This is a genomic window from Bacteroidota bacterium (assembly GCA_016715945.1).
Lineage (GTDB): Bacteria > Bacteroidota > Bacteroidia > Bacteroidales > F082 > JALNZU01.
Window position 1 is genome coordinate 1,473,729 of the sequence record JADJXJ010000001.1, and the last position, 24,386, is coordinate 1,498,114.

Consider the following 24,386-nt stretch of genomic DNA (forward strand, 5'->3'; position numbering starts at 1 on the left):
TGGTAAAGATCTTGTAAACAATGAGTTAATCCAGCTTAAGGACAGCAAGGAATGCACTTTGAGGCACTTCGACATTGCCCACCTGACGCATACGCTTCTTTCCTTTTTTTTGCTTTTCGAGCAGCTTGCGCTTGCGCGAGATATCGCCACCATAGCATTTGGCAGTTACGTCCTTACGCAGCGCTTTCACTGTTTCGCGGGCGATGATCTTGGAACCTATGGCAGCCTGAATGGCAATATCGAACTGCTGACGCGGGATGAGCTCTTTCAGCTTTTCGCACATGCGCCTGCCGAAATTGTAGGCATGATCGCGATGAATGAGCGTTGAGAGGGCGTCCACCGACTCGCCGTTGAGCAGCACATCGAGTTTGACCAGGTTGGCCTGCTTGTAGCCGGCAATGTGGTAATCGAAAGAGGCATAGCCCCTGGAAATGGACTTGAGTTTGTCGTAAAAATCGAAAACTATCTCGCTAAGCGGCATCTCGAAGGTCACCTCCACCCGGTCGGAAGTGAGGTACACCTGGTTTTTCAACACGCCACGCTTGTCGATGCACAAGGTCATGATCGAGCCAATGTACTCCGATTTGGAGATAATTTGGGCAATGATATATGGTTCTTCAATGTAGTCGAGTTTGGTTGGGTCGGGCAATCCGCTGGGGTTGTGCACTTCGATCATTTCGCCCGAGGTGGTATAGGCCTTGTACTGCACATTGGGCACGGTGGTGATCACGTCCATATCGAATTCGCGATCGAGGCGCTCCTGGATGATTTCCATATGCAGCAGGCCGAGGAAGCCGCAACGGAATCCGAAGCCTAAGGCAGCCGACGACTCAGGTTCGAAAACCAGCGAAGCATCGTTGAGCTGCAGCTTTTCGATGGAGGCACGCAGCTCTTCGTAGTCATCCGGGTCAACAGGATAGATACCCGCAAAAACCATGGGCTTTACATGTTCAAAACCGGCTATGGCCGTTGGACTGGGCCGGTCCACATGGGTGATGGTATCGCCCACTTTCACCTCGCGCGACGATTTGATTCCCGAGATGATGTAGCCCACATCGCCGGCCGAAAGGGTTTGCCTGGGCACCTGCCTGAGTTTGAGCACCCCGATTTCGTCGGCATCGTATTCCTTACCGGTGGCGATAAACTTCACGTGGTCGCCTTTGCGGAGCGTGCCGTTTATGATGCGGAAGTAGGCGATAATGCCTCTGAATGAGTTGAATACGGAGTCGAAGATAAGTGCCTGGAGGGGTGCATCGGGATCGCCTTTCGGAGGGGGGATGCGTTTTACGATTGCTTTCAGCACCTCGTCCACACCAAAACCAGTTTTGGCGCTTACCCTCAGAATGTCGGTACGCTCGCATCCGATCAGGTCAACAATCTGGTCTTCTACCTCATCGGGCATGGCGCTGTCCATGTCGATTTTGTTCATCACGGGGATGATTTCGAGGTCGTTGTTCAGCGCGAGGTAAAGGTTCGAAATGGTCTGGGCCTGAATACCCTGGGTGGCATCCACCACCAGCAATGCCCCTTCGCAGGCGGCTATGCTTCGCGATACCTCGTAGGAAAAATCCACGTGGCCGGGGGTGTCGATCAGGTTGAGGATATAGCGTTCGCCTTCAAACTCATATTCCATCTGGATGGCGTGGCTCTTGATGGTGATGCCGCGTTCCCTTTCCAGGTCCATGCTGTCGAGCACCTGTTCTTTTTGTTCGCGCTGTTCGAGGGTGTTGGTCAGGTCGAGCAGGCGGTCGGCCAGGGTGCTTTTGCCGTGGTCAATATGGGCAATAATACAGAAGTTGCGTATATGCTTCATCATGCCGCAAAGTTACAACAAATGAGGCATCTTGCTCATGGCGGGTCAAAAATAGGAAGGCGCTCAGGGCGGGGTTCAGTATCGGATATCCGACTGATCCAAAGCCTTTTCCAAGGGATAATGGCCGGCATAAATATTGCCCAGGTTGCCATCGATGGCAATCTTGTCGCCACTGCTGACGACAAGCCCGTTGAAACTGCATTGTTTTCTGGCTTCATCCACTTTGAGGTCGATGCAGTTGACCACGCAGGTCTTGCCAAGCCTGACGGCCGTTACGGCGGCATGCGAGGTGGCACCGCCCCTGGCTGTGATCAGTCCATCGCATGCAAACACCATCCCGATGTCGTCGGGCACGGTATCAGGGCGGATGAGGATGATGGCGCTATCGGGATGGCGGCTGCGCAGCTGTTCCATATCGGCCTCGTCGAAAGCCGCAAGTCCGTTCATGGCGCCTCCGCCAATGCCCATACCCCGACCCAGTAATTTCATCTCGTCGGGCGGAGCAGTAAACACCGGGATTTCCTGGCTGATATTCAGATCCTGATCGCGGGTCTGCAGGATATACAGGTCTTCGGGGCGGCTGCTCTCGAAGGTAAACTCTATTTCCTGCGGACTGTAGCCGTGGTTCTCTGTGAGGTCGGTGGCTATGTCGTAAAGCTTTTTGTAGATGGCCGGAAACAGCGATTGCAACGAAGGCCCGGGCAATCCGGCCTGAATGCGCTGGGTTTCGCTCACCGGCAGGGGCTTGACCAATCCGGCCACAATATCCTCGCCCTGACTGCGCAAAGTGAAATCGCCAAACAGGTGCACCCCTGGCCGGCCACGTTTCGGACTTTGGGTAAACAGCACGCCCGTGCCCGAATCGTCGTCCAGGTTGCCCATCACCATTTTCTGTACAATGACAGCCGTACCCCAATTGTCGGAGATCTGCAGATGTCGCCGGTAAACAAAGGCCCGCTCTGACGACCACGACTCAAATACCATGTTGATGGTACGAAGCAGCTGATTGATGAGATCATCTTCAAACCTTACATTGTGATCGTCAAGCACTTTGCGGTAGGCCCGGGCTATCTGCGCCATCTGATCTGCGCTGAACTGCACCTTTTGTTTCACCTTGTCGCGCCGCTTGAAAGCAATCATCACCGCATCGAAGGTGTCGCGCTCTATGCCATGCGCCATGCCCCAGCTTTGCAGCAATCGCCTGTAAGCATCCCATATGGCCCACGAATAACGCGGATTGGCTGCAATGCGGGTCACCAGTTCGTCGTTGAGCCCCACATTGAGCAGGGTATCCATGGCACCCGGCATAGAAATGGCCGTACCCGAACGCACCGACAACAACAATGGCTGCTCCGCATCGCCATAGCGGCAACCCGTGAGCCGCTCAAGCCGCCTGAGATGTTTCAGAATGAGCTCGTGAAACTCCTTCCTGAGTGCCGGCAAGGCATTGATGGTACTGTTGCGACGGAACACTTCTGAGGTGATTACAAATCCGTGAGGCACCGGAAACTTCCTGATCAGCAGTTTCTTAAGATGAAAAGCCTTGCTTCCAAGAAACACCTGGTTGTCCATCTTGGGCGTAGGCTCGTCAAGCGGACTGATCACCATCTCCGAGTTGTAGGTCATGATGTCGGCAATCAGGCGGGCATCGAGCCTGTCGGCCATGCTGCGGAGCGACTGCATAATACGCGACACAAAATTGTCGAGCGGCTGCACCAGAAAGGCCTCGGCAATCACATTGCGGTGAAACTCCTCCGACTTGCGGCTGATGAGCTGCGCCAGTTCCTTGTCGCTCAGCTTGCCCTCCGGATCGAAAAGCTGCGGAATGATGATGCGCAGCGGATACTCGTACGACTTGAGGAAGTATTTGATGATGATGCGGCGCACATCCTGGGTCAGAAACTGGAAAATATTGATGTACTGGTCGAAGGAGAAACTCCTGGAGGTGAGGCTGTAGCGCAGCATCTGCAGGTTGGAGTTGAAGCTCTGGTTGGTGATGCCGTCGAGCTCGAGGCCATCGCGGAAATACTCCAGAATCACATTGATTTCCTCGAGGGTAGTGGCCGAGATGTAATCGAGGTTGATGCTTTCGACAACTTTCTCCATAAGCCTTGTGGCCACCTTCTCGAGCCGGAATGTGAGGCCCAATGCCTCAAATTTGTCTTCGCGATACACCCCGTACATCGAAGGTATGCCGATGGCGATGTGGCGTTTGTGGTAGATATGTTCCCAGCTCTCGCTCTCAGCCGGGTTGAAGATGATTTTCTTCAGCCGGTTCATGAAGCCGTAAATCATGCGGAGCGATTTGCGGTAATCGTTGCTGCGCAGGGCTTTGTCGAACTTTTCTATGTCTTCTTTGGGGATAAACGGATACGCCTGCAGCAGCTGGATGATGTCCACTGCCTCGAACGAATATTTCTGCCGCAGATGGGCATACAGGCTGTGGATGTCGTGCAGGCGTTCTTTGTCGCGCCTGTTATCGTCGGGCAATTTGCTCAGCAGCAGGTCGAATTCGCGCAGTGGCATCAGCAACAGGCCTTCGGGATCGGTGCCTGCCATGTCGCACAGCTGATTGACCATGCGGTGCACCGGCGCAAACCATTCGCTCTGCAGGTCGATGCTGTCGTACACATTGTTGGGCAAAAACGGCCGGAGGGCATCAAGATTGCCATCGTGCCAGAACCTGAAAATGCGCAGGGTAAGGTCGATGAGCGTGTTGTTACTTTCGGTGTGCACCTGCTTGCGCAGAAAATGGATCAGCTTGTCCTGCCGCCCCGAAACCTCATCCATGGTGGTAGTCACCTTCCGTATCTCGCCCTCGGCGCCTATCTCGTTGAAATAGACCGGGAAAATGCGGGTGAGCTGCTTCACCTTTTTGTAATACGGTGCAATATTGCTGTTGAGTATCTTGGTGATTTCGCGCTGAAACAGGTCGGTGTCGCTGATAAAAATACCACCCAGACTCAGGTTTACAATCAAAGCAGAAAGCAACTTCTCCATCACCGATTGCGACGACTCGATGAGTTGCAGCCACACCCGGATGTTCTTGATATGGTTGGGGTTAACCGAAAGCTGCCAGTCCTCGTCCACATAAACCATACCCGGGGTAATGAAACCAAAGGCAATCAGCTTCTTTTCGAAATGGTTGACCAGTTCTTTTTGCGGACTCTGGTCCATATCGATCACCTTGAGGCCAAGCGTGAGTTGAAAATCAAGCACAGCCGAGGTCTGCTCGTGGCGCAGTTCTTCGGCCAGTTCGAAGATGAGGTCGATAAAAGGCAGCACCTCATTTTCGCCCAGCTCGTCCATAGTCTGGCGGATTAAGCGGTCGAGGTTCCATACCAGGCGCTCACCCAGGGTTTTCATGCCCGGCAGGTGAAGCAGATAAAAAACATACTGAAACTTGCGGATGAAGGTGTGCAGCAGATCGGCAGCTTCGGCAAAACGGCTGGCCAGATCGTCGAAGGCTGGCATGTTTTTAAGCTCATCCCAGGAGGTGGCCGCGTCGAGCTGTGCCTGCAACTGCTGAAAATATGCCTTGCCAACCTGTGCAGCCAGCAATGGCGCATCGGGGCCAAACACATCGGCTTTTTGGTCGAGCAGCTGCTCAACCGACGAACTGTTCATCCAGAAATCGTAGCAGGCAGCCAGCACATTGCGACTAATCTTGAGCACAAGCTGCTGCGTGGCAGGATGCGCCGCTGCACCATCGAGGTAACGCTGGAAGTTGCGGGTGGAAAGGATGTAGGCAAACGCATCCTGACTAAAATTGCCACTGAGCACCTGCAAGGCAAACACCGCCAGACCAGATGCACCTGGCTTTTTCTGCATCAGGTGCCAGACAAACTCAAGCAGCGTTTTGATGATCAATGTCTTGAGTTCGTCGTTGAGCTTCTCGCCCAGCATGGTATTGAGCATACCCAGCGGAATCTGCAGGGCATCGGCCGGAATGGTATCGCGGGTGTAGAACCAGAAATCGGTGATGAGGATCTCGCGCAATTCCTCGATCACAAATTTGCGGTTCGAGAGGGGGTGATGAAACTCAACAATGCAATCGTGTGCGCGTTTTTTTATCCCAAAATAACCCTCGGACAAATTGATGAATGCCTGAAAGGCTTCAGGAATGTAAATATCTCTGTATCTGGTTTCTGCGAGATTTGCCTCGAGGGCTGTGGAAACAAATGGCTGTGTCATTCGGGCAGGTGCTAAGGTGGGTGAATGGGCAGAAAATGACTAATTTTGAGCTAAATTAAGGCATCCGAAACGGATGTTCAAGATTTGCGATTAAAGTTCTGTTAAAACAATAGCATTATGGCAAAGACAAAAATTGCGATCAACGGTTTTGGCCGCATCGGCAGAAACGTGTTCAAGATTGCGCTCGAGCGCGAAAACATCGAAGTTGTGGGTATCAACGACCTCACCAGTACCAAGGTGCTGGCCCACCTTCTGAAGTACGACTCCACCCAGGGCCGCTTCAACGGCAAAGTTGAGTACGACGAAACGTCCATCATCGTCAACGGCAAGCGCTATCCGGTAACTGCCGAGCGCAGCCCCATCAACATCAAATGGGCACAGACACCCGACGTGGTGATCGAATCCACCGGTATCTTCCGCTCGAAGGAAAGCAGCAAGGGCGGCTATGGCGATCACCTGAAAAACGGCGCCAAGAAAGTGATCCTCTGCGTTCCGTCGAAAGACCAGATCGACAACACCATCGTGCTGGGCGTGAACGACAACGACCTGCGCGACAGCGACCAGTGCATCTCGAATGCCAGCTGCACCACCAACTGCCTTGCACCCGTTGCCAAGGTGCTCAACGACCGTTTCGGCATCGAAAGTGGCATGATGACCACCATTCACAGCTACACCAACGACCAGGTGATCCTCGACGCTCCGCACGAAGACCTGCGCCGCGCCCGCTCGGCTGCCCTGAGCCAGATCCCCACCTCCACCGGAGCCGCCAAAGCCATCGGACTGGTGATCCCCGAACTTAATGGCAAACTCGACGGCCTGGCCGTACGCGTGCCTACCCCCACCGGCTCGCTGGTCGACCTGGTAGTAACCCTCAAAACCGAAGCCACCAAGGCCCAGATCAACGCCGCCATGAAAGAAGCTGCCGAAGGCCCCATGAAAGGCATACTCGAATACACCGAAGACGAAATCGTTTCGGTGGACATCATCCACAACCCCCACTCCTCTATCTTCGACGCCAAATCGACCATGGTGAACGGCAAGATGGTCAAGGTGCTGGCATGGTACGACAACGAATGGGGCTACTCCTGCCGCGTGGTTGACCTGGTAGAAAGGTTCCGCCTCTAAGCTCAGAGTCAAAATAGTATTCCCATACAAAAGGCCTGCAATGCAGGCCTTTTTTGTTTTGCGATAAGAACCTGGTAAGCTGTTCTCGAGCCAGTTAAAACCCGGAATCAAAGGCTGGTACAGTTATGCTCAACGCAGCGCAAAATTTAATCAGGAAGCAGATCCAACATATCGTTCACCAGGTTTGGCGGTGTAAAAACCTCGTCATTGCTCAAATTGGCAAGACAGGTGAGTACGTCGGGGTTGTAATTTGTCTGAATCATGCTTCCAGGAGTTTTTCCAGTTCTGACTGCAATTGCTTTTTATCGGGCAGATATAGTTGGTATTTACTTACAAAAAGCTGATTGGCAATATTCTGGGTGGCGTATTCTACCAAAATATGGTCTTTGTAAGCGCCTAACACGATACCAATGGGATGGTTGTCGTCCTCCACATTTTCTTCTTTGGAAAAATAATTCAGATACATATTCATCTGCCCGATGTCGTTGTGCTCTATTTCTCCTCTCTTTAAATCAATGAGAACAAAGCACTTCAGGATGCGGTGATAAAAAACCAAATCCACATAAAAATGCCGGTTGGCCAGGCTAATCTTGTACTGTCGGGCTACAAATGCAAAACCTTTCCCCAGCTCCAGCAAAAAATGCTCTAAATTCTGAATGAGCTTTTCTTCCAATTCACCCTCAAGGTATTGATCTTTTTGAGGGATACCTAAAAATTCGAACACATAGGGGTCTTTGATAATGTCGTTGGCCGTCTGTATATCAGCTCCTTTTTGGGCTAACTCCAACACACCTTTCTTGTCCTTGCTATTGGCTAAGCGATGAAAGAGCATACTTTTCATCTGGCGCCGGAGTTCTCGTACGCTCCAGTTTTCTTTTTCGCATTGCTTGATGTAAAAGCTGATTTCCAATTCGTTATCAGCTTTAAGAATTTCCGAATAGTGGCTCCAGCTCAATCGGTGATGCAGTGTCTCGCTTATTTCCAATTGTCCTGACAGTGTCTGGATTTTTTGAAAGGTGAGATAAAACTTTCTTATCAGAAACAGGTTGGATCGGCTAAATCCTTTTCCATACGCCCTGGTTAGATCTTTCGAGAGTTTGTCTAACAACTCAGCACCATATTCGGCTTTTTCTTTGCCCCCCTGTTCAAATTCCAGAAGTGTCTTCCTATTTGCCAATAGGTTTGCACCAAAATGGCATTCACCGCCCTACCGGCTTGTTCACGACCTCTGGCCAGCAACTCACCAATTTGTGTAATCAGTCCTTTGTAGGATATTATCTCACTCATCTTCGCCGATTTTTAAAAAATGCACCAGCGGAAAATCCCTTACCGGCTCATCAATGGCTGCCGGGTTACCTTCGTCGTTAAATAAAGTAAACTGATGTGTTTTTTCCACCAAAAACCTGAACATATAATCCCTGCGTTTGATCATTGAGCCGTTTACGGCGCTCCATTCGGAAAAAACAATGGGCTCTTTGGTTATGGGGTTGGTGAAATCGAGCGCATCACCCCAAAGTATGTTTCTGCTCAGAATAAACCTGATGCTTCTCCGGCACGCGTCCTGGCATTTGTCTTTGAACAGGGTTGTGTATCGTTCATCGAAGATGTTATACAGCCGCGTTCTGCATTCCGCTGCGTTGTCATCCAGAATATCGACACCATAAATACTTGAAACGGCAATTACGGCATAGCGTTCCCAATCGATCTGACTTTTGCGGTAACGCTGGTCAACTACATTGAGTTTTCGGCGCAGTACTTCGGCCAGAAAGTTGCCATTGCCGCAGGCAGGCTCGAGGAAACGCGAGTCGATGCGCTCTGTTTCGTGTTTCACCAGGTCGAGCATATCGTTTACCAACCACTCCGGGGTGTAAACTTCCCCAAAATCAGCAACCCGTTGTTTGGATTTGATTTGTTTGTCTGATTTAGTTTTTCCGGCCATCTCCTAAACTTGCATCTCGGTTTCTCAGCCTGTAAATTTAGGCTTTTAGGCTGCTTGATCCCAACGGACCAGCAATGTGCATCAAGGAATATGTGCAGCACTCCGGAACCTGATCGGTTTCGTCAGCAATTGCAATGGGCAATCGAACAACAGACCTTGGCAGGACTGTCTGCCGGCTCACTTCTCTTCCCCTGTCAGTGGGGCGATTGGGCTGGAAACGGACACTTTACTGCGGGCTGGTTGATGAAAAAATGCAGGATAGTTCCGGAAGGCCGGATTTATGGCATATATGCCCATCACACATCTCATTGCTGATGCCCACCGCAAGGGGACGCCATAGCGGGAAGCCATACTTTGGCGCCGGCAGTTTTAGCCACCTGAATATTTATAGTTGAGTCCTTCAGGATTCCTGACCGGGCGACGTGCTGTTTGCTGCGGTTTCAATTTCTTCGCGCACCCTGGCCAATGCCTGTTTCTGTTCCTGTGCAATCTGCCGGAATTGTTCTATATATTTCTGTTCCACGGGCAGGGCCGGGGGCGATTCCACTTTCAAGGGGTCCACGGGCTGTCCGTTCTTAAAAAAGCGGAAGTCGAGGTGTGGACCTGTCGAAAGTCCGGTGCTGCCCACATATCCGATGAGCTGGCCTTGCGACATCCTTGTGCCCTGCTGTATGCCGGGTGCAAATTTCTGAAGGTGCATATAGGCCGTGGTGTATGTGGCGTTATGCTTGATATACAGGAAGTTGCCTGCACCTCCGGCCTGAAATCCCTTGCGGGTCACCACACCGTGTCCGATGGAATAGACTGGAGTGCCAGCCGGGGCAGCATAATCCACCCCATGATGCGGGCGGACGTATTTAAGAATGGGATGGTAACGCCCATGCGAGAAGTGGGAGCTCACCCTGCTGTATTTCAACGGCGCCTTGAGGAAAGCGCGCCTGAGGCTTTGTCCTTCCAGGTCGAAATAATCGCCCTGTCCGTTCTGCTCAAAATAAACGGCATAATGTTCCTTACCCGCATGGTCGAACCGGGCCGATAGCACCTTGCCCACACCCACAGGCTGCCCGTCAATGTATTTGCGTTCGTAGAGCAATTCGAACCTGTCGTTTTTCTGAATCCCGAAAAAGTCGATGGTCCAGGCATAGATGTCGGCCATCTTTACGGCCAGGTCTGCCTCGTAACCCTGGTTGACGAGCGCATTCCACAAGGAGGAGGTGATCACCCCATGGGCGGCTTCGATGCGGGTTTCGACCGGCTTGCGACCCCGGTAAGCGTAGATGGAATCCGACAACGAGTAAACCACATATTCCGAAGCACTGATCTCGTACACGAAAAACCGGGGTGTGCGCAACGAATCGTTGCTGAGCATCAGGAAATAGTTGTTGCCCTCGCGTATTTTCCGCACGTCGAAGGTATCGCGGTAAGCACGGGTAAGGCGCTCTATCACCGGATAGCTTACGTTATACTGCATCAAAAGGTCGGCCAGGAACTGATTGCGGGCAATCTGATCCTGTATCACCTCGAACGAGTCCACCTGAATATCGAACATATAAGTGGGTTCGGCAGGCACTTCCGGGGCCTCATGCTCAGCCTCTCGAGGCGCACAGGACATCACACTTACCAAAAGGAGCAAAGAAAAAACAAACGGAGACTTCCGCAACAGTTCAAACATCCTATCCATTCTATTTTCAATACATTTAAATAAATCCGCAGCCTCAGCCCGACTTTACAAAGGTATTGAAAATAGGTTTAGGCGCATCGCCGGGTTCATCAAACCCGAGTCCGGAAGCGTCCAGGAGTATGCGGTAAGGAATTGGTTTCAGGGTTTAATCTGGCTGAGCGCCCACTCCCTGCCGGCGCGAAATGCCCTGATATTCAGATCAACGATGGCCTGTCCTTTGGCGGTGAACAGTTCTGTTACACTTTGCTCAAGTGCGGCAGGCGACAGTCCCAGGAGTGGGGAGGCAGCACCCAGCATAACCATATTGGCCGCCTTGATGCTACCGGCATTTTTGGCCATGTCGTCGGCATCCACGGTCACATAGTGCCTGCATTTCCAGATCTCGGCCAGGATGGCGTCGAGCTGCGGGTAGTCGGGTATGTTGATGTAGGGATTGATGCTGGTTACCACCCATCCGTCGGAAGCAAGCATGGGCAGATAACGCAGGGCCTCCATTGGCTCCACCGACAGGATGATGTTTGCCCGTCCTTCGGGGATGATATCCGAGGCAATGGGCTGGTCGGAGATGCGGAGGTGCGACTGCACAGCGCCGCCCCGCTGGCTCATGCCATGCACCTCGGCCTGCTTGAGCTGCAAACCTTCGCGCAAAGCGGCCAGGCCTATGCATGCTGCAATGCTAAGGATGCCCTGGCCTCCGACTCCTGCAAGAATGATATCTTTTTTCATAGGTGTGCTTTTTACTTTGTTGTGCCCGATTACTGCTGTTCCTGCCTGGCTTTGGCCTTCTCACGTACTTTCCTGTTGAGGGTCTGCACGCATTCGCGCCGCGGGATGATCACCGAGACCCCCTGATATTCAAGCTCTTTTTTGATGATTGCCACATTTTCTTCGTGGTGTTTGCGCAAGGGTTTGAGCACGTGGATGTGATCTTCGTGCACGCCCAGTCCGCGGCAGATGTCTTCGACCTTGCCAAAGGCTGCCGAGCTTTGTCCGCCGGTCATGCCTGTGGTCGAATTGTCGAGGATAAGCACGGTAATCGGGCTGTTGTTGTTCACGGCATCGAGCAGGCCGGTCATGCCCGAATGGGTGAAGGTGCTGTCGCCAATGGCAGCCACGGCAGGCACCAGTCCGGCATCGGCTGCGCCTATGGCCATGGTGATGGAAGCTCCCATATCGACGCAGCTGTTGATGGCTTCGAGAGGTTCGAGCGCGCTCAGGGTATAGCAGCCGATATCGCTGAATACCCTTCCCCTGCCGTAAGCCTGAAGCGCTTCGTTGAGGGCCAGAAATGCATCGGTATGCGCGCAACCATCGCACAGGCGCGGGGGCCTGGCTTTTACGATGGCAGGAACAGCTTGTCCGCGATGGGTTTCCATACCCAGGGCGTGTGCCACAAGCACAGGATTGAGCTCGCCATCGCGCGGCAGGGCGCCATCGAGCCGGCCATGCACGGGTTTGCCCAGCTGAAGCAGCCCGCGCAACAGTTCTTCCACCATGGGGTATCCGTCTTCAAGCACCAATATCGCTTCGCATTCGGCATACAGCCTGCGAACCAGTTCGATAGGCAGCGGATACTGTCCTATTTTGAGCACCGGATAGGGAACAACTCCGCTTTCAAAGTTTTCGATAAGGTAGTTGAAAGCAAGTCCGCAGGCGATGATCCCAAGTTTTTTGTCGGGGCCGTCGAGGTATTCGTTGAAACCATCGTTGAGCGAGCGATTGCGCAGGTGTTCCTGTTTGGCGAGCAGGTCGCGGTATTGCACCCTGGCAATGGCAGGCAGCAACACAAACTGCCTCAGGTTGGCCGGAAGCTTGAGCTCGTTTTGTGGACGGGGCGGGGCAGTTGCCACGCCAGCGCGCGAGTGTGCCAGCCTGGTGGTGATGCGGATGAGCACCGGCAAGGCCAGCGACTCGCTCAGGTCGAAGGCATAGCGCACCATATCGTAAGCCTGTTGCTGGTTGGAAGGCTCCAGAATGGGCATAAGGGCAAACTTGCCGTAAAACCGTGAGTCCTGTTCGTTTTGCGAGGAGTGCATCGAAGGATCGTCGGCAGCCAGCACCACAAGTCCGCCATTGGCGCCAGTGATGGCCGCATTGATGAACGCATCGGCTGCCACGTTGAGACCCACGTGTTTCATGCACACCAGGGCGCGCTTGCCTGCATACGACATGCCCAGGGCCGTTTCCATGGCTGTCTTCTCATTGGCCGACCAGTATGCCTTAATTGTACCGCTGCGGGCAGCCGGCGAGGCCTGCACGTATTCCATAATTTCGGTAGAGGGCGTTCCGGGATAGGCATACACGCCCGACACTCCGGCATCGATGGCCGCCTGTGCAATGGCCTCGTCGCCCAACAACAATTTCTTTTCCATGTAGATTGCGCTGATATATTCAATGTTACAAAATTAACAATTCAAATCAAGCCCACAATCGTTTGCGTAAAACATAACCAGTCTAAATAATCGTCCAATGTCCTGAGAAGCAGGGCTGCCGGGCATGGTTTTTGCGTAAATTTGCGGCGGATGGTCACGGTTGTCGCGTTCCGCAATTGCGGGATGAGGAAAGTCGGGACAGCACAGAGCGCCACACTTCCTAACGGGAAGGGGCCAGGCCGGAGACGGCAGGGTCACAGCGAGTGCCACAGAAAATAACCGTTCGCCTCTGGCGAATAAGGGTGAAAACGTGAGGTAAGAGCTCACGCTGCCGGCAGGCGACTGCAGGCAGGGGCAAACCTTGTGGGCTGCAAGGCCAAATATACCGGCGATGTGTACTTCGGTGCACGGGAGGGCTGCTCGTCCGAGCCGGTGGGTAGGCCGCTTGAGGCCATCAGTGATGATGGTCCCAGATAAATGACAACCCAGGTACAGAATCCCGCTTATGAGGCCATCCGCAAAACACGTGCACCCCGGGTGCACGTGTTTTGTTGCAATATCATTCAACGGATGGCGTTTATTTGTTCATCTTTACACATGCACCTGAACCAAAACGCAGCAATGCTTCGTAAAATTCTCCACCACAGCTTATTAACCATTCTCTATCTCTGGCTTGCAGCCGGCCATGCTTTTGCCCAGCAACATGTAAGCAGCCTGCCACCGGAGCGCGTTTACCAGCAGGCGGTTGACCTGCTGTCGAAGCAGCATTATGGTGCTGCCCGGCAGCTCTTTGCCCAACTGCTCGAGGAATACACCGACCAGCACGCGTTTCGCTATGCCGACCTGCGCTATTATCTGCTGGTGTGTGCAGTAGAAACCCGCGACCCGCATGCCCTGGCCGAAATAAACCTTTTCCGGGAGGAAGCCAGGGGGTCCGACAAGATGCACCGGGCCGACTTTCTTGAGGGGCGGATGCAGTTTGCCCAAAGACGCTACAGCCAGGCCCTGGCAGCTTTCAGAAAGGTAAAACGCTCCGAACTACCTGATTTTGAACAGGCCGAGCTGGACTACAAAACCGGTTTCTGCCTGATCAGGCAGAACCAGGTGCGCGAAGCAATCCCCCAGCTGGAGCGTGTGCTGCAGACCAGCAGTGTGTACGCCATTCCGGCACGCTACCAGCTGGCACACCTGCATTATTCGCTGGCCAACAACCAGCAGGCCCTTGAGCTTTTTGCCGGACTGCGCAACGAACCGGCTTACCGAAAAATCGTTCCGGTGTATGAGTTGCAGCTCTTCTACCGCCAGGGCATGTACGATGAAGCCATAGCCGTTTCGGAAACTGCCATGGCTTCGGCCGACAGCAGGCAACAGGCCGAGATTGCCCGCATCATGGCCAACATATGGTTTAGCCGCAACGACTGCCCTAAAGCCCTGAGCTACCTGACGGTGGTGGAAAAAAACCCCAGACGTCAGCTATCGGCCCAAGATCATTATCAGGCCGGCAAGTGCAAACTCGGTATGCAGGATTACAAAGAGGCTATCCGCCACTTGCAGCAGGCATCTGCGGGCGAAGAAGCCTTTGCTGCCCATGCGGCCTACCTGCTTGCCCATGCCTATGCGGGTAATGGACAAAAAGTATTTGCCCGCAATGCCTTCCTGGCAGCCTATCGCAAAAACGGCAACACCGAAACCGGTGTGGATGCATTGCTCAACTATGCCAGGCTCAGCCTCGAAACCGAGGCCGACCCATTCAACGAAGCCGCTACCCTGCTCGAAAAATACCTCAACAGCAGCGCCAGTCCGCCAAGGGCAGCCGAAGCAGGCGAACTCCTTGTGCAACAATACCTTCAGGGCCGCAACTACGATGCCGCGCTGGCTTCGCTCGAGCGCAACAAAGCAGGAAATCCCAGGCTGCACCAGGCCTACGCACAGCTCACTTTCAACATTGGCGCCGAATACCTCCGGCAAAACAATCCCTCAGCAGCCGAACCCTATTTTAATCGTCTTGCCAACCTGAAACCGGCCACCACCTTCAACACCCCTGCCCTGTTCTGGCTGGCCGAAACCAAGTACCAGCAGAAAAACTTTGTGGATGCCGTCAGGTTGTACAGGCAGATGCTGGCAGCCCGCGACGCCCAATCCTCAGGGCTTGTGGCCAAAGCACACTACGGACTGGGCTACAGCCACTTCCAGCTGAAGCAATACGACCAGGCCCTGCAAGCTTTCAGTCAGTTCCTCTCGATGTCGGGCAACGACCCCGCCATGACCTGGGATGCCTGGCTACGCACAGGCGATTGTCATTTTATCTCGCGACGCTACGAGAGAGCCATCGAGGCCTATGATCGCGTGGTGAATGCCGGCATTGCCGAGGCCGACTACGCCCTGATGCAGAAAGCCCTGGCCCAGGGCGCCCTTTCGCGCCACAACCAGAAAATTGCCACACTCGACCAGCTGCTCAAGCGATTCCCCCGCTCATCCTATTACGACCAGGCACTTTATGAAATGGCATCCACCAGCCTGGTTACCAACGACAAACGCGCAGCATTGGCCTATTTTGACCAGCTGATCCGCGAAAGACCCCGCTCGGCCTACGCCCGCGAAGCCATGCTCAAAACCGGACTGATCTATTTCAACAACGATCAACCCGAACAAGCCATACAACACCTGCGCAGGGTAGCCGAAACCTATCCCGGCACACCCGACGCCCGCGAAGCGCTCAACACCCTGAAGGTTATCTATATGGAAACCAACATGATAGACGAGTTCTTCAAATTTGCCCAAAGTGTTGGTATGGGCAGCATCACGGTGAGCGAACAAGACTCGCTTACCTTTATCACCGCAGAAAACTTCTACACCGACGGCCGTTTCGACGATGCTTCCATTGCCCTCGACAACTATCTTTCAAAATTCCCCAACGGCGCCTACCTGCTGAAAGCAAACTATTACAAAGCCCGCATCCTGCTGCGCGCCAACAACCGCACCAAGGCATTGCCTCATCTTGAATTTCTGGCCGGTGTGCCAAATAATCCCTATCTGAGCGAAGCGCTCCTCCACCTTGCCCGCCACCACTACGATGCCGGCAACTACGGCAAGGCTGCCGATTACTACAGCAGGCTGTACGAAAGCAGCGGCCAGCAGGGCGAACGCCTCGAGGCGATTGAAGGCAAAATGAAGAGCCACTTTTTCGAGGGCAAATACGACGAAGCCCTCCGGGCGGCCGGCCTGCTCAGTAATGCTGACCAGGCCAAACCCGAGCAAAAGCTGCATGCAAGCTATATAAGCGGCAAATCGTATCTGGAGCTTGGAAATTCGCGCAATGCACTCGAAGAACTTGGCAAAGTGCACCGCTCAGGACAAGGCGTCATGGCCGCCGAAGCATGCTACCTTATCGCACGCATCCAGTTCGACAACAACCAGCTGACCGAAGCCGAAAACACCATTTTCGAGCTGGCCGAAAAATACAAGCGCCACGACTACTGGGTAGCCAAAGGCTTCATCCTGCTGGCCGATATTTATGTGAAAACCAACAACATATTTCAGGCAAAAGCCACCCTGCAAAGCATAATCGACAATTATCCGGGCGAAGACCTGCGTCAGGAAGCCCGCCGAAAATTAAACATGCTGAAATGAAACCACTGGCATTGTTATCACCCCGCGCCTTCGTAACCAAAGTTCTCAAAACACCCATTGCCCTGGCGGGCATCATGCTGTGCATCAGCCCTATAGCCGAGGCACAACAGACCCGCGAGCAGGTGACCATCATCGGCACTTTCCAGCCAAGCCTGAAAGAAGCCACTAAGATTACCCTGCTGCCCGAGCCTGTTGGCAACCCCATGCAAGCCGGCGACCAGCCGCTCACCAGGGTCGAACAAAGTCTGGAAGTGCGCATCGAACCTGAACCCGTCAGTCCGGTGCAGACAGAGCTCAACGAATCGAAAAACATCTACCGCAACCACCTGAATCTGGGCGCCGGCACCAACCTTAGCCCGGTGTTCGACTTCTTTCACAGCTCTGCCCTCTCAAAAACTGTGGCGCTCAACGTGCAAACCTCCCATCGCTCTTCGTGGACGCAGGTACGCGACTATGCACCCTCGGCCTGGATGAACAACAAAGCCAGGTTGGGCACCGAAATAGCCCTTGGAGAACAAAGCATCGAAGCCGGACTGGCTTACAATTTCGACCGCCTCCATTGGTATGGATTCAAGCCCGCCGACTATCCGCTGTTCGACAGCAATGCGAAAAATATCCTTCAGCACTTCAGCCTGTTCTCGGCCGATGCCAGGTGGAAAACAAGGTTTCGCGACCCGGAATCGGTAAACCATTACCTTGGGCTGAATCTCGATTTTTTCGGCGACAGGCACAAAAGTTTCGAGCATGCCTTTGCCCTCAGCGGGGGTGCATCCAAACAGATGAATCTTTTGCCAGTGGACGGATCGCAATATGTGCTTATTGACGCATCTATGGCCTACACAGCCGAGGGCGACACCGTCATGGAAAAATCCACACTTGCCATCCATGCGCGACCCGCGGCCGGTCTCAAAGGCAGCTTCTACAGCATTGAGGCAGGACTGGGACTAAGCTCGGTGCAAGCCGGAAAAACCTATTTCCATCTGCTTCCCGAGATCGAAGCCAGGTTGTTTGTCTTTCAGGACAGGATGAACATCTTTGCTTCGTTTGGCGGCCGCCTGGAGCACCACAGCAGAAGAATGCAGCTTGCCGAAAACCCCTGGCTAAGAAGCACCGACACCTCGTTTGTGACCACGATACCCTTCGAATTCCGGGCAGGAATCAAAGGCAATCCTGCCAAAGGCCTGCAAATCAGCCTTTCGTACGAGCACATGACCGCCGAGCAAATGGGATTTTTTATCACCGACACCACCTCTGCATTTCAGCACATGTACACCACGGTGTTCGATGATCTGAGCCGCGACCGCTTCTCATTCGGATTGCGCTACGAGCCTGGCAATAAGATGCGGGCCGAAATGATGGTGCATGTGGATACATACCAAATGACCAGCCTGGCTCAACCGTGGCACCTGCCCGGCCTGCAGCTTGTCTTCAACGGATGGTATCCCGTTGACCAGAAATGGACTGCCAAAGCTGGCCTGAATCTGATGAACGAACGCTATGCGCCGGCAGCCGGGGGTGCAGCACAAAAACTCAAAAATATCACCGACATCGCTCTCGGGGCCGAGTACCGCCACAATGAGCAGCTGTGGTTTTATGCCACGGCAGAAAACATCCTCAACCAACGCTATCCGCGTTTCGACCGCTACCCTGTGCAGGGAGCCCAGCTTGTGGCCGGCATGAAACTCAACTTTTAGTGCGGAAATATTCGCACCTTGTCTCTCTTTAGCGCCAGAAGAAGGATGCCTTCGGCCGGATGATCCAGCCTGAGGCTCAGCCATGATTCCCCGGCCTGTGCGCTGGGCGGCCTGCACCACACCAGGTAACCCTCGGCCAAAGGCATGCTCCGGACAACTTCGGCCACCAACACATCCTCCTCTCCCGCACGGGCTATCAACAACGCATCGGGTGGCATCACAAGCAAGGCATCTGAAGGGTGGTCGGCGGTCCAAGCCCTGAAACTACCATAAGGACTAACCCACCTGCCATGCTCGAAACGGACGTCAACTTTGTTGACCGCACCGGTAAACATGGCCACGTAATCGTCGGACGGCTGTTGAACCAGGTTGCGCAGGCTGCCTTGCTGCAACACCTTACCGGAGCGCATGATGGCAATTTCGTCGGCCATCATCATGGCATCCTGCAGGTCGTGCGTCACAAGCACGGTGGTTGTGCCTGCAGCATCAAGCAGGCTGCGCAGCTCGCGCCTCACCGTATCGCGAAGCAGCAGGTCGTAGCCGCTAAAAGGCTCATCAAGCAGAAGGAGGTCGGGTGCCGGGGCCAGGGCTCTTGCCAAAGCCACACGCTGCTGCTGCCCGCCCGAGAGCTGGTGCGGATAGCGATCGGCCAGCCCATCGAGCTGAAACAATGCCAGCATGGCTTCGAGCCTGCGCGAACGCGCAACACTATCCAACCGGCTCAATCCGAATTCAATGTTTTTGCGCACACTGATATGTGGAAACAAGGCAAAGTCCTGAAAAACAAGCCCTACCCCTCTTCTTGCTGGCTCCACATGCTTTTCCGAACCACTCACCAGTTTGCCGTTGATCAGAATGCTGCCCTCCGAAGGCGTCTCCAAACCTGCAACCACGCGCAGCAGACTGGTTTTGCCGCTGCCACTTTCCCCAACCAGGGCCAGGGTTTTCCCTTTCTCCAGGCTGAGGCTCGCCTTGTCGAGAATAATGTTTCCGCCAAGACGCAATACGATTTCATTTACCTGAAGCATGCGATCAGATCATTTTGTTTTTTCGAATCAACCACACAGGAACGAATCCGGCAACCACAATCAGCAGTGCATAAGGTGAGGCTTCGGCAATGCGCTCATCGGCAGCAAATTCGAAGGCCCTCACCGCCAGGGTGTCAAAGTTGAAAGGGCGCAGCAGCAGGGTCAGCGGCAACTCTTTGAGCACGTCCATGCTCACCATGATAAATCCTGCAAGGGTTGCAGGCTTGAGAAAGGGCCAGATCACCTGCCTGAACACCAGCCATGCCGGTGCACCGGCAATTCTGGCTGCTTCGAGCTGCCCGCTTCCGATTCGCGTGGCACCGCTCGACACACTGTTCCAGGAAGCTGTTACAAATCTTGCCACATAGGCATACATCAGCAAGACAACGGTGGAAGTGAGCAACCACCCTAAAAGGCGCGACAAAAATGGTGTAAATGCCATAATGTTAACGATTTGCAGCAGGCCAATGGCAATCACCGCTCCCGGAATGGCATATCCCGAGGTGGCAAATAAAACCAAAGCCTGCGCAAACCGCGACCTGAGCTTGCTGCCGGAATACAACAATGCTAAAGCAAACAAGGTGGCTGCCAGGCCCGCCCCCAGTGCAAGAAGCAAGCTGTTGGCCAGAAGCCGGAAAAAATCGGAGCGTACGAGCACCGGGATGGCATCGAAAAGCATGACCAGCAATTGCGCGACGGGCAGGAGAAATCCCAGCACGAAGGGCAGTGTGGCCACAGCCAGCGCCAGGCCTGCATTCCAGCCCCGGAGTTTTTTTGGCAGGCCGGGACGATGCCCGCCCTTGGTCCGGTCGGTATGCCCCGCCCGGCTCCATTGCTCGGCCAGCAACAATAAAAACGCCATAAGCATCAGCATGCCGGCCAGCCTGAATGCAGCCGCTGGATCGCGCAGCAAAAACCAGGCGTTGAAGATGCCCGTGGTAAATGTTTCGACACCAAAAAAGCGCACCAGACCATAGTCGTTGAGCACTTCCATCAGCACAAGCGAGAGTCCGGCCGCCAGTGCAGGGCGAAGGTGAGGCAGCAGAAGACTGAACAACACCTTGCGGCCCGAGGCCCCGAGCAGGCGCGCTACTTCGAGCTGAGCCGCAGGGAAAGCCCGCATGGCCGCATGGACAAGCAGGAAAACATAGGGCGCATAGGAAAATGAAAACACCAGAATAACCCCGCCGACCGAATGAAGATTAAAAAAAAGGTAAGGGCCGGTTTGAAGGCCAAAATTGCTTCGCAAAAACACGTACAGAGGCGAGGTGTAATCGAGCATGGCATGATAAGCCATGCCGCTGATGTAGGCAGGTATGGCCAGCGGGAGCGCCAGCAGCAAGGGCACCTGAGCCGAAAACGGGAAGCTGTAGCGATGCAAAACCAGCGCAGGAACAAGCCCAAGCGCCAGGCTCAACACACTTACCCCGGCTGCAATCCACAGGGTGTTCAGGAAATAAACAGGCAGCACAGTTTGCCTGAGTTCTACCCAATGTGCCCCTGAATTACCAAACAAGCCGGTCAAAGCAGCCAAAGCAGGTCCTCCTGCAAGCAGCGCCAACAAAGCCAGGCTGACCCAAAAGCCAAATTTTCGTTCTGCGATAGCTTTCATCGCAGCTTATTTCCAACCAGCCGTGCGCGCAACAACCAGGGCCCGGTCGAGTTGGTCGTTGAGCCTGTTCAGGTTGATGGTATCGGCGCGGAACATACCCCATTGCTGAAGCAGTTCAGGCCACTCAGCTTCGGCTATCACCGGATATTCATAATTGCCGGCACTCAGGAATTCCTGCGAGCGGCGTTCGAGCAGATAACTCAGCAACCGGATGGCCTGCGTCCGGTTGGGTGCGTTGCGCAGCAAACCTGCCCCACTCACATTGACATGGGTGCCCCGATCAGCCTGGTTGGGAAATACTATCCTCAGGGAAGCTGCCACCTTTTGTTCTTCCTCGTTGGCCGAACTGAGCATCTGACCAAGATAATATGTATTCACCACACTCACATCCGCCAGTCCCGAGGCAATGGCCTTCATCTGGTCGCGGTCGTTGCCCTGAGGTTCCCGGGCAAAATTGGCCACAATGCCTCTGACCCAGGCCATGGCAGCCTCCTCGCCCTGATAAAGCAGCATCGAGGCCAGCAAACTCTGGTTGTAATGACTCTGAATGGAGCGCATGATAAGCCGGCCACCAAGCTCCGCTTTGGCCAGATCTTCATAAGTGGCGATTGCCTCAGGATTTATCCGGTCGGGCGCGTAAACAATTACCCTTGCACGCATGGTAAGTCCGGTCCAGAAGCCCTCAGTGTCGCGATAAACTGCCGGTACTTTCGAAAGCACTTCCTCCTCCGGCAAGGGCGCCAGAAGTCCCGAAGCCGCTGCCCGGCTAAGCCGGCTGACATCAGCAGTGATAAAAAGGTCGGCAGGACTATTTGTACCTTCCACCTCAATGCGGTTCAGCAACTGGTCGCTGTCGGCTTTCACCAGGTTCACCCTGATACCGGTTTCGCGCGTAAACTGCGCAAACAACGCTTCGTCGGTGGCATAGTGCCGGCCGGAATATACATTGACCACCTCACCCTTCGGTTCGCAGGCTGCAAGCAACAACCCGCTCATCCAGAATACAAAAGCTCGCTTCAATTTCATCTTTTTGTTCTAAGAGCCCACAAAGTTAATTAGAATCATTCTAAATAAGACGAAATACAGCTTCAACCTGCTTGGGAGAATGATAGCAGAAACATTTGGGAAGGAGGAATACGACCAATCAATTCAGGAAAGTGATGATTGGAGAATTGCACACGTTTGCACCCCGGAATTGTTGATAACTCAAGGCTTTTGGGAGATTGCCTGAGGCGGACGAACAGACGAAATCCGTATCTTTGCAGGAAAGGAAAAGATCATCGTAATATATTGATAACCTGATGACAGAAGAACAGAGAAGATTGATTGCCAGCAGCGAATACACGGCAAACAACATTCAGGTACTCGAAGGCCTGGAAGCTGTGCGTAAGCGTCCGGCCATGTACATTGGCGACGTGAACCAGCGGGGGCTGCACCATCTGGTGTATGAGGTGGTGGATAACTCCATTGACGAAGCCATGGCCGGTTTCTGCAACCGCATTGAAGTTACCATACATGCCGACAACTCCATTTCGGTGCTCGACAATGGCCGTGGTATTCCAACCGGCTTGCACGAAAAAGAAAACCGCTCAGCCCTGGAAGTGGTTATGACGGTATTGCATGCCGGGGGGAAGTTTGACAAGGGCTCTTATAAGGTGTCCGGAGGTTTGCACGGGGTGGGCGTGAGTTGTGTGAACGCACTCTCGACGCATCTCCGGGCAGAGGTTTATCGCGAAGGAAAGATATTCGTTCAGGAATACAGCTGTGGTCAGCCGCTTCACGACGTAAAAGTGATTGGTGAGACCAGAATGAACGGCACCAAAATCACCTTCAAACCCGACGGCTCAATTTTTGCAACCACCGTTTATGACTATAACATCCTGGCCAGCCGCATGCGCGAGCTTGCTTACCTGAACCGTGGGATTACCATCGTCCTGACCGACGAGCGCGAGCAGACCGAGGATGGTTTCCGCTCCGAGACTTTTTACTCCGAAAACGGCCTGGCCGACTTCATCCAATACCTCGACGAAAACCGCGAAAAGCTCATACCGGAACCCATCACCATCGAGGGCGAAAAAGCCAACATTCCGGTGGAGATTGCCATGCAATACAACACCAGCTTTTCCGAGAATGTGCACTCGTACGTAAACAACATCAACACCCACGAGGGCGGCACGCATCTTGCCGGCTTCAGGCGCGGGCTCACCCGCACGCTCAAAGCTTATGCCGAGCGCTCGGGCATGCTGGCCAAACTGAAATTCGACATCAACGGCGACGACTTTCGCGAGGGTCTCACTGCCATCATCTCGGTGAAAGTGCCTGAACCTCAGTTTGAAGGGCAGACAAAGACCAAACTGGGCAACAACGAGGTGATGGGTATTGTGGATCAGATTGTCAGCGAACACCTGACCAACTATCTCGAAGAAAACCCCAAGGAAGCCCGTACCATTGTCAACAAGGTGATTTTGGCAGCCACGGCACGCCATGCCGCCCGCAAGGCACGCGAACTGGTACAGCGCAAAAATGTGCTCTCAGGTTCCGGATTGCCAGGCAAGCTTGCCGACTGCTCGGAACGCGACCCTGCCCAATGCGAGCTTTACCTCGTGGAGGGTGACTCGGCAGGCGGCACAGCCAAACAAGGGCGCGACCGCAGGTTTCAGGCCATCCTGCCGCTGCGCGGAAAAATCCTCAACGTGGAAAAGGCCATGCCACACAAAATCTTCGAAAGTGAAGAAATCAAAAACATCTATACTGCCCTGGGCGTGACCATCGGGACGGAAGAAGACAGCAAAGCCCTCAACCTCGAAAAACTACGCTACCACAAGATCATCATCATGACCGATGCCGACATCGACGGCAGCCACATCTCGACCCTTATCCTCACCTTCTTTTTCCGCTACATGACCGAACTCATCGAACGGGGCTACGTCTATATCGCCACGCCCCCGCTCTATCTGGTGAGGAAAGGAAAGAACGAACGCTATTGCTGGACCGACGAAGAACGCGAAAAGCTCGTGCGCGAATGGTCGGCCGATGGCAGCGAAAAAGGCATCCACATCCAGCGCTACAAAGGTCTGGGCGAGATGAATGCCGAACAGCTCTGGGAAACCACCATGAATCCTGCCACACGAACCCTGAGACAGGTGACAATCGAAAACGGCCTCGAAGCCGACCATGTGTTCTCGATGCTCATGGGCGATGAGGTAGCGCCAAGGCGCGAGTTTATCGAAGCAAACGCCAAATACGCCAAAATCGACGCCTGACACCAGGGAGTAAGCTCATATGAAAACCTGCCCCC

Annotated in this window: 13 protein-coding genes, 1 other RNA gene and 1 pseudogene; 5 read left to right on the forward strand and 10 right to left on the reverse strand. The window is 53.8% G+C overall.

Going from position 1 to position 24,386, the window contains the following annotated elements; all coding sequences use genetic code 11:
- Positions 1-25: 25 nt before the first annotated feature.
- Positions 26-1,813: an elongation factor 4 gene (gene lepA / locus IPM52_05575; GenBank protein ID MBK9291078.1), complete on the reverse strand. Its 1,788-nt coding sequence runs from the start codon at positions 1,811-1,813 to the stop codon at positions 26-28.
- 75 nt (positions 1,814-1,888) lie between these two features.
- Positions 1,889-6,007, reverse strand: coding sequence for a hypothetical protein (locus tag IPM52_05580; protein MBK9291079.1), 4,119 nt, complete (start codon positions 6,005-6,007; stop codon positions 1,889-1,891).
- Positions 6,008-6,124: 117 nt separating this feature from the next.
- On the opposite strand from IPM52_05580, the gene gap reads away from it, so the two are divergent.
- The gene (gene gap, locus IPM52_05585; GenBank protein ID MBK9291080.1) at positions 6,125-7,132 is read left to right on the forward strand and encodes a type I glyceraldehyde-3-phosphate dehydrogenase; all 1,008 of its coding nucleotides are present in this window, start codon (positions 6,125-6,127) and stop codon (positions 7,130-7,132) included.
- A gap of 259 nt (positions 7,133-7,391) precedes the next feature.
- Here gap and IPM52_05590 read toward each other — a convergent pair.
- From IPM52_05590 to IPM52_05610, 5 genes and pseudogenes are all read right to left on the reverse strand, one after another.
- Positions 7,392-8,419 (reverse strand): annotated as a pseudogene (locus IPM52_05590) (DUF1016 family protein).
- Entirely contained in the window at positions 8,412-9,071 is a 660-nt protein-coding gene (locus tag IPM52_05595; GenBank protein ID MBK9291081.1) for an SAM-dependent DNA methyltransferase, read from the reverse strand. The pseudogene IPM52_05590 and the gene IPM52_05595 overlap by 8 nt, the downstream one beginning before the upstream one ends.
- A 400-nt stretch (positions 9,072-9,471) precedes the next feature.
- Positions 9,472-10,743: a peptidoglycan DD-metalloendopeptidase family protein gene (locus IPM52_05600; GenBank protein ID MBK9291082.1), complete on the reverse strand. Its 1,272-nt coding sequence runs from the start codon at positions 10,741-10,743 to the stop codon at positions 9,472-9,474.
- Between the two features lie 147 nt (positions 10,744-10,890).
- Positions 10,891-11,478 carry an indolepyruvate oxidoreductase subunit beta gene (locus IPM52_05605; protein MBK9291083.1) on the reverse strand — a complete coding sequence of 196 codons (588 nt, stop codon included), beginning with the start codon at positions 11,476-11,478 and terminating at the stop codon, positions 10,891-10,893.
- Positions 11,479-11,507: 29 nt separating this feature from the next.
- The gene (locus IPM52_05610; protein ID MBK9291084.1) at positions 11,508-13,124 is read right to left on the reverse strand and encodes an indolepyruvate ferredoxin oxidoreductase; all 1,617 of its coding nucleotides are present in this window, start codon (positions 13,122-13,124) and stop codon (positions 11,508-11,510) included.
- Between the two features lie 146 nt (positions 13,125-13,270).
- Here IPM52_05610 and rnpB point away from each other — a divergent pair.
- The 3 genes from rnpB (at position 13,271) to IPM52_05625 (ending at position 18,448) form a co-directional block, all read left to right on the forward strand.
- An RNA gene (rnpB, locus tag IPM52_05615) (RNase P RNA component class A) lies at positions 13,271-13,647 on the forward strand.
- Positions 13,648-13,745: 98 nt separating this feature from the next.
- On the forward strand, positions 13,746-16,754 hold the full coding sequence (locus tag IPM52_05620; protein ID MBK9291085.1) for a tetratricopeptide repeat protein: 3,009 nt from the start codon (positions 13,746-13,748) through the stop codon (positions 16,752-16,754).
- The gene (locus tag IPM52_05625; GenBank protein MBK9291086.1) at positions 16,751-18,448 is read left to right on the forward strand and encodes a TonB-dependent receptor; all 1,698 of its coding nucleotides are present in this window, start codon (positions 16,751-16,753) and stop codon (positions 18,446-18,448) included. The genes IPM52_05620 and IPM52_05625 overlap by 4 nt, the downstream gene beginning before the upstream one ends.
- Here IPM52_05625 and IPM52_05630 read toward each other — a convergent pair.
- Genes IPM52_05630 through IPM52_05640 form a run of 3 tightly spaced genes read right to left on the reverse strand, consistent with a single transcriptional unit; the run spans position 18,445 to position 22,114 of the window.
- Positions 18,445-19,476, reverse strand: a complete 1,032-nt coding sequence (locus tag IPM52_05630; GenBank protein ID MBK9291087.1) for an ABC transporter ATP-binding protein — start codon at positions 19,474-19,476, stop codon at positions 18,445-18,447. The two genes, IPM52_05625 and IPM52_05630, sit on opposite strands and share 4 nt — an antisense overlap.
- 4 nt (positions 19,477-19,480) lie before the next feature.
- The gene (locus IPM52_05635; protein ID MBK9291088.1) at positions 19,481-21,088 is read right to left on the reverse strand and encodes an iron ABC transporter permease; all 1,608 of its coding nucleotides are present in this window, start codon (positions 21,086-21,088) and stop codon (positions 19,481-19,483) included.
- A gap of 6 nt (positions 21,089-21,094) precedes the next feature.
- On the reverse strand, positions 21,095-22,114 hold the full coding sequence (locus tag IPM52_05640; GenBank protein ID MBK9291089.1) for a Fe(3+) ABC transporter substrate-binding protein: 1,020 nt from the start codon (positions 22,112-22,114) through the stop codon (positions 21,095-21,097).
- 275 nt (positions 22,115-22,389) lie between these two features.
- Here IPM52_05640 and gyrB point away from each other — a divergent pair, with 275 nt between their 5' ends.
- Complete coding sequence (gene gyrB / locus IPM52_05645) at positions 22,390-24,351, forward strand: DNA topoisomerase (ATP-hydrolyzing) subunit B (GenBank protein ID MBK9291090.1); 1,962 nt, start codon at positions 22,390-22,392, stop codon at positions 24,349-24,351.
- Positions 24,352-24,386 lie beyond the last annotated feature (35 nt).

Bases quoted from the DNA above. Each gene is read 5' to 3' on its own strand.
- lepA (MBK9291078.1), bottom strand. From the start codon at position 1,813: ATGAAGCATATACGCAACTTCTGTATTATTGCCCATATTGACCACGGC.
- IPM52_05580 (MBK9291079.1), bottom strand. From the start codon at position 6,007: ATGACACAGCCATTTGTTTCCACAGCCCTCGAGGCAAATCTCGCAGAA.
- gap (MBK9291080.1), top strand. From the start codon at position 6,125: ATGGCAAAGACAAAAATTGCGATCAACGGTTTTGGCCGCATCGGCAGA.
- IPM52_05595 (MBK9291081.1), bottom strand. From the start codon at position 9,071: ATGGCCGGAAAAACTAAATCAGACAAACAAATCAAATCCAAACAACGG.
- IPM52_05600 (MBK9291082.1), bottom strand. From the start codon at position 10,743: ATGTTTGAACTGTTGCGGAAGTCTCCGTTTGTTTTTTCTTTGCTCCTT.
- IPM52_05605 (MBK9291083.1), bottom strand. From the start codon at position 11,478: ATGAAAAAAGATATCATTCTTGCAGGAGTCGGAGGCCAGGGCATCCTT.
- IPM52_05610 (MBK9291084.1), bottom strand. From the start codon at position 13,124: ATGGAAAAGAAATTGTTGTTGGGCGACGAGGCCATTGCACAGGCGGCC.
- IPM52_05620 (MBK9291085.1), top strand. From the start codon at position 13,746: ATGCTTCGTAAAATTCTCCACCACAGCTTATTAACCATTCTCTATCTC.
- IPM52_05625 (MBK9291086.1), top strand. From the start codon at position 16,751: ATGAAACCACTGGCATTGTTATCACCCCGCGCCTTCGTAACCAAAGTT.
- IPM52_05630 (MBK9291087.1), bottom strand. From the start codon at position 19,476: ATGCTTCAGGTAAATGAAATCGTATTGCGTCTTGGCGGAAACATTATT.
- IPM52_05635 (MBK9291088.1), bottom strand. From the start codon at position 21,088: ATGAAAGCTATCGCAGAACGAAAATTTGGCTTTTGGGTCAGCCTGGCT.
- IPM52_05640 (MBK9291089.1), bottom strand. From the start codon at position 22,114: ATGAAATTGAAGCGAGCTTTTGTATTCTGGATGAGCGGGTTGTTGCTT.
- gyrB (MBK9291090.1), top strand. From the start codon at position 22,390: ATGACAGAAGAACAGAGAAGATTGATTGCCAGCAGCGAATACACGGCA.